This is a genomic window from Marinobacter sp. (assembly GCF_052094685.1).
In the GTDB taxonomy this organism is placed as follows: Bacteria; Pseudomonadota; Gammaproteobacteria; order Pseudomonadales; family Oleiphilaceae; genus Marinobacter.
In genome coordinates this window covers 1-11519 of sequence record NZ_JBQDKB010000104.1, presented here as the reverse complement: position 1 = coordinate 11519, position 11519 = coordinate 1, and the positions used below count along the sequence as shown (strand labels likewise).

The 11519-nt window shown below is 53.4% G+C and carries 9 protein-coding genes; 7 read left to right on the top strand and 2 right to left on the bottom strand.

The genetic code is table 11. From position 1 onward, the window contains the following. Positions 1-233 precede the first annotated feature (233 nt). Positions 234-1250: a Fe(3+) ABC transporter substrate-binding protein gene (locus tag ACTH3S_RS15900; protein WP_441809989.1), complete on the top strand. Its 1017-nt coding sequence runs from the start codon at positions 234-236 to the stop codon at positions 1248-1250. Between the two features lie 150 nt (positions 1251-1400). Then, positions 1401-3089 (top strand): ABC transporter permease, encoded by a 1689-nt coding sequence (locus tag ACTH3S_RS15895; protein WP_441809988.1) that lies wholly within the window; start codon positions 1401-1403, stop codon positions 3087-3089. 8 nt (positions 3090-3097) lie between these two features. Here the strand turns inward: ACTH3S_RS15895 and ACTH3S_RS15890 are convergent, their stop codons facing one another. Together ACTH3S_RS15890 and ACTH3S_RS15885 are read right to left on the bottom strand one after the other, a co-directional pair. Further along, the gene (locus tag ACTH3S_RS15890; protein ID WP_441809987.1) at positions 3098-3589 is read right to left on the bottom strand and encodes a thioesterase domain-containing protein; all 492 of its coding nucleotides are present in this window, start codon (positions 3587-3589) and stop codon (positions 3098-3100) included. 126 nt (positions 3590-3715) lie between these two features. After that, positions 3716-5383, bottom strand: a complete 1668-nt coding sequence (locus ACTH3S_RS15885) for an AMP-binding protein (RefSeq protein ID WP_441809986.1) — start codon at positions 5381-5383, stop codon at positions 3716-3718. 230 nt (positions 5384-5613) lie between these two features. Here ACTH3S_RS15885 and ACTH3S_RS15880 point away from each other — a divergent pair, with 230 nt between their 5' ends. The 5 genes from ACTH3S_RS15880 to ACTH3S_RS15860 form a co-directional block, all read left to right on the top strand. Further along, on the top strand, positions 5614-6588 hold the full coding sequence (locus tag ACTH3S_RS15880; RefSeq protein ID WP_441809985.1) for an ABC transporter substrate-binding protein: 975 nt from the start codon (positions 5614-5616) through the stop codon (positions 6586-6588). 66 nt (positions 6589-6654) lie between these two features. Beyond that, positions 6655-7557: an ABC transporter permease gene (locus tag ACTH3S_RS15875; protein WP_441809984.1), complete on the top strand. Its 903-nt coding sequence runs from the start codon at positions 6655-6657 to the stop codon at positions 7555-7557. Between the two features lie 9 nt (positions 7558-7566). After that, positions 7567-8361 (top strand): ABC transporter ATP-binding protein, encoded by a 795-nt coding sequence (locus ACTH3S_RS15870; RefSeq protein WP_441809983.1) that lies wholly within the window; start codon positions 7567-7569, stop codon positions 8359-8361. Between the two features lie 296 nt (positions 8362-8657). Beyond that, the gene (locus tag ACTH3S_RS15865) at positions 8658-10796 is read left to right on the top strand and encodes an adenosylcobalamin-dependent ribonucleoside-diphosphate reductase (RefSeq protein WP_441809982.1); all 2139 of its coding nucleotides are present in this window, start codon (positions 8658-8660) and stop codon (positions 10794-10796) included. 28 nt (positions 10797-10824) lie between these two features. Continuing rightward, the coding region (locus ACTH3S_RS15860; protein WP_441809981.1) for a TSCPD domain-containing protein at positions 10825-11519 on the top strand (695 nt) is incomplete at its 3' end.

Below are 11519 nucleotides of genomic sequence, written 5' to 3'. Positions count from 1 at the left end.
ATACTCAGGAGGCTTGGATACGAGCGGTGCTGCACTTAATACTTGAATCCAGGAATAATATTAAGGAGAATAGCACTATTTTAAAAGAAGTACGCCAAAGGGAATATTGACATTACACGTAACACAAATGAGAATGGTTGGCGTTTTTAGGTGTTTGTGACTCTCAATCAGTACTCCATTCAATACCCAATCACAAACGCACACCCAACCAGAATCATCTTAAGGATGGCACCATGCGTATGAAACTCGTCGCAACCGCGGCAATCGCCCTTACCGCTCTCCCCCTTGCAGCCTCTGCAGACGGCGAAGTTAATATCTACTCATACCGTCAGGCGTACCTTCTCGAGCCACTTCTAAACGCGTTTGAAAAAGAGACTGGCATTAAGAGCAATGTGGTGTTCGCCAAGCAGGGCCTGGCTGAGCGCTTGGAGCGCGAAGGCCGAAACAGCCCGGCCGATGTGGTTATGACCGTAGACATCTCGCGCCTTAACGAGCTGGTCGAGCGTGATCTGGTTCAAGGCGTGGACAACGAAGTGCTGAATAAAAACATTCCGGAAAGCCTGCGTCACCCTGAAGGCAAGTGGATTGGCCTCACCACACGAGCGCGCTTAATTTACACCTCCAAAGAGCGCGTTGAAGAAGGTGAAATCACCACCTACGAGCAGCTTGCAGATGATAAATGGGACAACCGCATTTGTACCCGCAGCGGCAAGCACCCGTACAACATTGCGCTAATCTCATCCATGATCGCCCATCATGGCGAAGCTGAAACAGAAACCTGGCTAAAAGGCCTGAAAGACAACCTGGCTCGCAAGCCTCAGGGCGGCGACCGTGACCAGATTAAAGCGATTTCTGAAGGTGTGTGTGATATCTCCATCGGCAACAGCTACTACTACGGCAACATGCTGCGGGATGAGAATCAGCGCCCAGCCGCAGAAGCCGTTCGCCTGGTATTCCCGAACGCAGATGGCCGCGGAACCCACATCAACATCAGTGGTATTTCGCTGACCAAAAGCGCCCCTAACCGGGACAACGCGATCAAGCTGATGGAATTTCTATCCTCTCCGAAAGCCCAGGGTATCTACGCCACGGCTAACACCGAATACCCTGCAAACCCGAACGTAAAGCCCACCGGTTTGGTTGCAGAGTGGGGTGAAATCCAGCCAGACAGCCTTTCTCTGCACGATATTGCAGAAAATCGTAACGCGGCAGTCAAGTTAGTTGACCGTGTAGACTACGACGGCGAGTAAATGCCTTTGCGAGGGTGGCAACGCCGCCCTCGCTTTCCCTTTTAATCAGCCCCACAAATGATTCCAGTCATTGCAGCGGCTATTTGAGCTGACTACAATCGACACCCTTCGATATATCTCTATCCAATCAATTTCAACAACAGGAACCCTATGAGCGAGGCCGCGACCAGCGTTAACCCCGGGCTCACCCAGCCCTTGCTGGCAAAGCGCACCTCCCGTCGTTGGCTTTTCAGTGCACTGCTAACCACTGCCATCGTCGCTCTACCGGTTTTATCCGTTATTTTTCTGGCCTTCTTCCCCGAAGAAAACATCTGGCCACACCTGATGGATACCACGCTGCCTCGCTACCTGGTAACCACCCTAAAGCTTATGACAGGGGTTGGCGCTATTACATTGGTGATAGGCCTTTCAACCGCTTGGGCTGTCACTATGTGCGAGTTCCCGGGGCGAAAGTTTTTCGAATGGGCCATGTTGCTGCCGTTTGCTGTGCCGGCGTATGTTATTGCCTATGTTTACACCAGCCTCCTGGATTACGCCGGCCCAATCCAGGGCGCATTAAGAGACGTGTTTGGCTGGTCCAGCGCCGCCGATTACTGGTTCCCTGAAATCCGCAGTTTAGAAGGCGCCACGCTGATGCTCGGCCTGGTGCTCTACCCTTATGTGTACCTGCTTGCCCGTGCTGCCTTCCTGGAGCAATCCCCCTCATTGTTTGCGGTCAGCCGCAGCTTGGGACACTCGGCGCTGAGCACGTTTTTCAAAGTGGTTCTGCCCATCGCCCGCCCTGCCGTTGCGGTTGGGCTTTCTCTGGTATTGATGGAAACCCTGAACGATTTCGGCACCGTCGATTTCTTTGCAGTGCAAACACTCACCGCCGGCCTATTTGATACCTGGATGAACCTGGGCAACCTGGGCGGTGCGGCTCAGATAGCTACAACCATGCTCATATTTGTGGTTATTCTGGTTACCCTGGAGCGTTATTCCAGACGGCGTCAACAGCAGTTTGCCGCCCGGGACAACCGCGATCCAATTCGCCGCTTCACCATGTCGTACCCACGGCAATTGATCTGCGTTGCTGTTTGCGCTGTACCTGTGGTGTTTGGGTTTGTTATTCCTGGCCTCACGCTGGGCGTCTATGCCTGGGAGTACTTTGACCAAAGCTGGAACCCGGTATTTATACGCAACACCCTTAACAGCCTGTTTCTCTCTGGCGCAGCGGCACTGACCACCCTATTAATCGGCGTTACCCTCGCGTACAGCCGCAGGCTTCACAACACCCGCGGCATGCAAGTGCTCATGCGCCTCTCAAGCCTGGGGTACGCGATGCCAGGCGCGGTACTGGCTGTGGGTGTGATTGTGCCTTTAGCGGGTTTTGATAACTGGCTAGATAGCCTGATGCGGGACTATTTCGGCGTGAGTACTGGCCTGCTACTCAGCGGCTCAGCGTTCGCCATCGTGTTTGCATATACCGTGAGATTCTTGGCGGTGTCTGCCGGTAGCGTAGAAAGCGCACTGCAGAAGATAACCCCGAGCATGGATATGGCATCCCGCTCACTGGGCAACAGCCCGGGTAAAACACTGGTGAAGGTTCACCTACCCATGCTTCGCGGCACATTAATTACGGCAGCACTGGTGGTGTTTGTGGACTGCATGAAGGAGCTGCCGGCCACGCTGATACTTCGGCCATTCAACTTTGAAACCCTGGCCACTTACGTATACCAGTTTGCTTCCGACGAGCGCCTGTACCACAGCGCTCTGCCGGCGCTCATTATTGTACTGGCCGGCATAGTTCCTATCATTTTGATGAGCAGATCAATCTCCAACACCCGCTCAATGGCCTAATACCACCCTCAGAGCTGAGGCGCTATGGTAGAGCGGGCATTCTGCACAACAAACCGCCCCTGAAACACAGCCACCGGATCAGCCTTTGGCGAGTTGTTCGGCGTTCCGCAAAACACCTCAGTAGTCAGATCCAACCGGGCTTTGCCGTGCCTTGCCAAACCTTTTCTGAAGCGCTCAGGAACCTCTCCCCCGGGCAAACGGCAGATCGCGTAAAAGTCCGTGCTCACTGGCTCAAGATAATCAATGCTGCCGGTCTGCACCACCACATCACCCTTCAAACCAAGATCGGCCAGCGCGAGCTCCACAAGGCCCCAGGCCGCCGTTACGGCCACTGAATAGACACTGCCACCAAAGCCGGTGCCCTGGTGATTGGTGTTGGGTTCAAGTGGCGCACTGATCAGTAACGCGCTGCCGTCCCAAGAATGCAGTTCAATTCCCAGATTCCGGGAAAGCGGAATTTCCGCATGAATGCGGTTCTGGAATGCAGAAAGCTGAGTCATAAGCCCCTCCTGATATAAGCTAATTCTATGCCCGCCATCCGCGTTTCCCTATGCGACCAATGTCGGCTCTAAAACGAATCAGGCCCGGCGGAGCCGGGCCTGTTCAGAACAAAAAAAGGTGACACGTTACTGCCAAACAACCTTATGACGCTTCGCATACCATTCGTTCACTTTGCTTTCATAAGCGTCTTCCACAACATTACGCTTAAGCTTCAGCGTTGGGGTCAAAAAGCTGTTCTCAATCGACCATTCATCGCTCACGATGATCACAAAGGCCAGTTGCTCGTGGGGGTCTACGGTCTTGTTTACACGCGTCACAAGCTCAGTGAAACTGGCCTCGAGCTCTTTGCGAAAAGTCTCATCAGCAATCTTTGGCCTTACGCCTTCAGCCAGCTGAATCATGGCAAAAGGTTGAGTTTGATTAGCACCAGACACGCACACCATCTCAATTGACTGATGCGCCATCAGGCGATTCTCAATAGGCGCAGGTGCAATATACTTGCCCTTACTGGTTTTGAAGATTTCCTTCATACGCCCAGTAATTTTCAGACGGCCCAGCTCATCGATTTCACCCAGATCGCCGGTTTTCAGGAAACCATCTTCGGTAAAGGATTCACGGGTTTTCTCTTCGTCCTTATAATAGCCCATCATGCTGCCCGGGCTCTTAACCAGAATTTCGCCCTCTGGGCTGATTTTCGTTTCCACATCCGGCATGCATTCGCCCACATAACCTGTGCGTGAACGCCCAAATTTGCTGATATGGGAGTAGGCAAAGTTCTCTGTCATGCCATAGCCTTCTAGCAATTCCAGGCCAAGGTTGCGATACCAATCCAGCACATCACTGGCAAGCGGTGCAGAACCGCTGCCCGCCAGCTTGGCCTTATCCAACCCAAGCCCTGCCAGGATCTTTTTCTTGATCAGCTTGTTCAAGACAGGAATCTTCAGCAGCGTGTCCAATTTCTTCTGCGGCATCTTCTGTAGAACACCCTGCTGGAACTTAACCCACAGCCGGGGAACAGACAAGAACAGCGTTGGCTGTGCGCGCTTCATATCCTCAACAAAGGTGTCGAGAGACTCTGCAAAGAATAAATGGAAACCCGCATACACAGAAGCCAACTCCACAAACGTGCGCTCAAATACGTGAGCCAGGGGAAGGTAAGACAGCATGCGCTCATCAGAGCCAACCTGCAGAACCTCAAGACCACCCACAGCCGAATGCGCCATGTTAAGGAAGCTGAGCATGACACCTTTTGGCCGACCGGTACTGCCAGAGGTGTAAACGATCGTCGCCATCTCCTCGCCGTCGCGTTGAACGTTCTCCTCCAAAGGCGGAAACTTGGCAACAATGTCGTCCCAGGTTTCAAAATCGTTGGGCGGGCTCAAGGGGTAGGAAATGCAGCGAACCGATTCCGGCACGCCCGGCTTCATTAAATCCCAATCGTCCAGCTTGCCCACAAACAACACGTCACACTCGGCGTGATTCAGCACGTAGTTAACTGTGTCTGCATTCAGCGTTGGGTATAAAGGTACGGAAACATGCCCCGCCATCCAGATCGCCCAGTCGGTCATGATCCAGTGCGCACAGTTTTTAGACATCAGGCCGATACGGCTTTTTTCAGGCAGGTTCAGTGACTTGAGGTACGACGCCATACGACGAGCCTCATCAACCGCCCTTCCCCACGTGTACTCCACCACCTTTCCGTTGCCAATGGGCTGAGTCAGGTATAGGGAGTTCGCTTTGGTCGTCTCCCAGTGATAGACCATATCCAGGGGAAGTTTGTTTGTTGCTTGCATGGATCTTCCTTGCTTTCGTTATTTGATTTATAAGGGCATTATTTAGACTTTAGTAGGGTATTTCAACACATTGTGCCCCGTCAAAGCGTGACATAAACCAACAGGGCAAAAACTCTTCCCAAAATATCCAATCAAGCCGACACGTTAGCATGCTCTACCACCAACGTGGCGGGGCTGTGATAAACTCCCGCACCTGTCGATAAAATAGCAACAAACCTCGGAGATGACATATGGCCAAGAAAACCCTACGCACCCTGTTGGGCGCGTCATTAATGGCAGTGGCAAGTCTTTCACAGGCTGCAGAGCCAAGTGTTGTCGCCATTACGCAAATTGTTGAACACCCGGCCCTGGATGCCGTTCATCAGGGTATAAAAGATGAGCTGGCTGAACGGGGCTATAAAGACGGTGACAACCTGAAGCTTATGCACGAGAGCGCACAGGGTAACTCTGCCATCGCCGCCCAAATTGCCCGTAAATTTGTGGGTGAAGGCCCAGACGTTATTGTTGCCATCGCAACCCCTTCGGCACAGACCGTCGCTGCGGCTGCGCGCAACATCCCCGTGGTATTTGCTGCGGTAACCGACCCGGTAGGCGCCAAGCTGGTTAAAAGTGCTGAGGCACCGGGCGCCAACATTACGGGTGTGAGCGATATGGTACCCATTGAGCAACACTTGGACATGGTGCAGCGCATCATGCCCGACGCCAAGCGCATCGGCACCGTATACAACCCAGGCGAAGCCAACGCTGTAGCATTGGTTGATCTGCTGGAAGAGCGCGCAAACGCCCGCGGCCTAACCCTGGTTAAAGGTGCAGCCACCAAAACGTCTGAAGTACTCGGCGCAGCTCGCTCTTTGGTCGACAAAGCCGATGCTATTTACCTGACAACCGATAACACAGTTATCAGCGCCGCTGAAGCCGTTATCTCTGTGGGCGAGCGTGCCAACATCCCGGTGTTTGCAGCCGACACAGCCACGGTTGCCCGCGGCGCGGTTGCTGCCATGGGCTTTGACTATTACGATCACGGCCGCCAAGCGGGTGTTATGGTTGCGCGCATTCTTGAAGGCGAAAAGCCCGCTAACATGCCCGTTGAAACCATGGAAAAAGTTAACCTGTTCGTGAACCCGGAAGCCGGTGAACGCATGGGTGTCACCCTGTCGGAAGATGTAATTGCCGACGCTCAAAAAGTCGTTAAAAGCGATAAGTAACGCCTGACCTACACGGGCGGAACCCAAAAGGATCCGCCCGTTTTTCTTTCACAGTGAATCTTACCCATGCTCAGTGAAATTGCATTTTACGGCGCAATTGAGACAGGCCTTATCTATGGCCTGGTTGCGTTCGGTATCTATATCTCGTTTCGTGTACTCGACTTTCCCGATTTAACGGTCGATGGCAGCTTCCCGCTTGGTGCCGCCGTTGCAGCTGTTCTAATTATCGAAGGCTGGAACCCTTGGCTGGCCACAGGCTCCGCAGTGCTCGCCGGCATGGCCGCTGGCGCGGTAACGGCCATCTTGAACGTAAAACTGAAGATTCTGAACCTGTTGGCATCTATCCTCACCATGATTGCCCTGTATTCCATCAACCTACGCGTAATGGGCAGGCCAAACATCGCGCTTCTAGGCGAAGAAACCGTACTCACGCCTTGGTACTCGCTAGATCTCGCCTACCATCAGGTGCCGGTACTGCTATTTGTGATTGTGGTGTTCATCGCCCTGGTTCTTTTGTGGCGGTTCATGAAATCTGAAACCGGCTTGGCCATGCGCGCAACCGGCGCCAACGCCAGAATGGCCCGCGCCCAGGGCATAGCCACCGGGGCCATGATTATTCTCGGTGTTGCGGTGTCTAACGGTTTGGTTGGTTTGGCCGGCGCACTCTTCGCCCAAAGCCAAGGCGCAGCAGATGTCACCATGGGTGTTGGCGTAATCGTGATCGGCCTGGCTTCATTAATCGGCGGTGAAGCGGTTATCACCCCATCCTCGGTAATTCGCGCCCTAATCGGCTGCGTGGTTGGCGCTATCATTTACCGCTTGGCCATTGCCCTGGCATTGAACGCCGATTTCCTTGGTTTCAAGGCCCAGGATCTGAATTTGATAACAGCGATTCTGGTTACCCTGGCAATTGTATTACCCGGCGCCCGTAACTCGCTGGTTAGCAAACTTACCCGCAAAAAAGCCTGAGGAGGCAATATGATCAGCGCAACCGATCTCCAGCTTACCTTCGGCAAAGGTACGCCGCTGGAAAACCCTGCACTTAGGGGTATGAGCCTCACGGTTAATCAGGGTGAGTTTGTAACCGTGATTGGCAGCAACGGCGCCGGCAAATCCACCTTTTTGAATGCCTTGGCGGGTGAAGTTCTGGTTGATAGCGGCACCATCGTTGTCGACAACCTGAATGTTACCAAGCTGTCTACCCATAAGCGGGCTGGCCGTGTGGCGCGGGTGTTCCAAGACCCGTTAGCAGGCACCTGTGAAGGCCTGAGCATTGAAGAAAACCTGGCCCTTGCCATCAAGCGCGGCCAGCGTCGCGGCCTGGGAGCCGCCGTAAAAAAGCAGTATATGGATCAGTTTCGAGAAAGCCTTTCCTCCCTGAACCTGGGGCTGGAAGACCGCCTAAGCGACAAAATGGGCCTGCTTTCCGGTGGCCAACGCCAAGCGGTAAGCCTGTTGATGGCAAGCCTAACCCCGTCCAACATATTGCTGCTAGACGAGCATACCGCAGCGCTGGACCCCAAAACCGCCGCCTTCGTGTTGGCGCTCACCACCAAAATCATCGAAGAGCAAAAACTGACGGCTTTAATGGTAACCCACAGCATGAAACAGGCGCTGGAAGTTGGCACCCGCACGGTCATGCTGCACCAGGGCCAGGTGGTGTTTGATATTGAAGGTAAGGATCGCGAAGGCTTGGAAGTGAAAGATCTTCTGGACCTGTTTGAAAAACAGCGCGGGCTTTCCGTGGATGACGACAGCTTGCTGCTCGGTTAACGAAAAAGCGGGAGCCTGACTCCCGCTTTTTGCATTACAGCCCCAAACACCGGATTTACCAAAGTTTTCCTTCTTGCAAGCCATTTGCCATTGATTTTCTTTGCCGTAAGTCACTTATCAATAGTTCCGCTTAAATTCACAAACCACTATATCCTGTTATACTCACAAAAAATAAACCCACATATAGTGATTTTAGTGGGATTAGCACCTATATAGGTGCGACCAGCGCTTTACAGGAACATGGCACCGCCAAACGGTGCATCGACAACCGAAATACTTGAAGATTGAGGGTGGCAATGAACGCTAAGGCAGAGGCAGTGGTTACAACGATTCCGATGCAGGAAACTTCGCTCGACATTTGGGTCTCCAAATATCAGCTCAAAACCAAAACCGGCGAAGCCGTAGATAAGGACATCAACGCCACGTTCCAGCGCGTTGCAACAGCCATAGCACAAGTTGAAAACAAATCTGTGCGCGCCGAGCAAATGAAAAACTTCGCATGGGCACTTAAGAACGGCGCCATTCCTGCCGGCCGAATTACCTCCAACGCAGGCGCCGAAGCGCACAAGCCTGCCACCTCTACCATTAACTGCACCGTATCTGGCTCCGTTCAGGATTCCATGAACGACATTCTGGAGAAAAACCACGAAGCAGGCCTCACCCTCAAGGCTGGCTGTGGTATTGGTTACGAATTCTCTACTCTGCGCCCTAAAGGTGCTTACGTAGCAGGCGCCGGCGCTACCACATCTGGCCCGCTGTCCTTCATGGATATCTTCGACCGCATGTGCTTTACCGTATCTTCAGCCGGTGGCCGTCGCGGTGCGCAAATGGCCACGTTTGACGTTCACCACCCAGACGTTATCGATTTCATCCAGGCCAAGCGTGAAGACGGCCGCCTGCGCCAGTTCAACCTTTCGCTACTGATTACCGAAGACTTCATCGAAGCCGTTCGCAACAACGACGACTGGCACCTCTCCTTCCCGGTTACCGAGAAAGAAGCAGAAGACGAAGGCCTGGACCTCACAGATACCGCCCAGTTCGTCTATCGCGACTTCCCAGTGCTGGACGGCTACGTGGTTAACGAAGAAGGCAAGGTGGCGTGCCGCATTTACCGCACCCTGAAAGCCCAGTTCATCTGGGACACCATCATGACCTCTACCTACGATTACGCAGAGCCTGGCTTCATCCTGATCGACAAGGTCAATCAGATGAACAACAACTGGTTCTGTGAAGACATTCGCGCCACCAACCCTTGCGGCGAGCAGCCCCTGCCCCCTTACGGCAGCTGCCTGCTGGGCTCTGTGAACCTGACCATGTTCGTGGACTACCCGTTCACCGACAAAGCCAGCTTCAATTATGAAAAGTACCGCAAGGTTGTGGGCATTTTCACCCGCATGCTGGACAACGTAGTAGAAATCAACGGCCTGCCATTGCCAGAGCAGCGCCATGAAATCACCTACAAGCGCCGCCACGGCATGGGTATTCTGGGCTTGGGCTCAACCCTTGCCATGTTGCGTATGCCATATGGTTCGGCAGAATCTGTACAGTTCACTGAAGACGTGGTTCAGGAAATGGCCGTAGAAGGCTGGCGCCAGTCTCTTGCCCTTGGGGAAGAAAAAGGTGCAGCCCCAATCATGAACGACGATTTTGAAATTACCCCGAAAATGATGGGTAAATGCCCGCAGTTGGCGAAAGATGGCTACAAACTCGGCGACAAACTGAAAGGCCGCGTACTGCACGCCAAATACAGCCGCTACATGCAAGAAATTGCCAGCGTAGAGCCCAAGCTGGTAGAAGCCCTGGCTGAAAAAGGTGGCCGCTTTACCCACCACACCTCTATTGCACCAACCGGCACCATCAGCCTGTCGCTGGCCAACAACGCCAGTAACGGCATAGAGCCAAGCTTTTCACACCACTACGCCCGTAACGTGATTCGCGAAGGCCGCAAGACCAAAGAAAAAGTCGACGTATTCTCCTTCGAGCTGCTGGCTTATCGCCACATGGTTAACCCAAGTGCCATGCCGTTCTCAGAAGACGAAGACAAAAAACTGCCAAGCTACTTCACCACCTCAGATGACGTTAGCCCGGCACAGCACGTAGACATCCAGGCCGCCGCACAAAAATGGGTAGATTCCTCGATTTCCAAAACCGCCAACGTACCGACGGACTTTAAGTATCAGGATTTCAAGAACATTTACCTCTACGCCTACGACATGGGCCTGAAAGGTTGCACCACCTTCCGCTTTAACCCGGAAGCCTTCCAGGGCGTACTGGTTAAAGAAACAGATCTTGAAAACACTCTTTACGAGTTCACCCTAGACGACGGCAGCAAGGTGGAGCTAAAGGGCAACGAGCAGGTGGAATATGATGGCGAGATGCACACCGCCGCCAACCTGTTTGACGCGCTTAAAGAAGGCACCTACGGAAAATATTGATCCGGAACACCGACACAGGACAGAAGACATGACAGTTAAAATCAGCAACAAAATCGTCGGCTACCGGGTAAAAAAAGCCGACACAGACGCGCCTAGCGAACCGCAGGCCGCAGCACAGCCAGAAACCCAGCTGGTTCAGATGAATGAATACATCGAGCGGCCGGATTTTTTGGTAGGCACCACCTACAAAATCAAGCCGCCCGTGGCCGAGCACGCCATGTACATCACCATTAACGACATCCTGCTGAACGAAGACACAGACCACGAAAGCCGGCAGCCGTACGAAGTGTTCATCAACTCCAAATCCATGGAACACTTCCAGTGGGTAATCGCCCTCACCCGCGTAATCTCTGCGGTATTCCGCAAAGGCGGCGATTTGACCTTCCTGGTGGAAGAGCTGCGCTCCGTATACGACCCCAACGGCGGCTACTTCAAAAAAGGCGGCGTATTCATGCCCTCCCTGGTAGCTGAAATTGGTGCCGTTATCGAGAAACACCTGAAGGCCGTTGGCCTGATGGAAAGCGAGGAAATGAGCGAAACCACCAAGCGCATCCTCGCCGAAAAGCGTGCGGAGTTTGAATCCACCAGCGCCAAGGCCACCAACGACGACAAGGCCGGCGACTTCCCCCCCAACTCCACCATGTGCAGCAAGTGCAGCACCAAGGCGGTGATTGTGATGGATGGTTGTGCGACTTGCTTGTCTTGTGGGGATAGTAAGTGTGG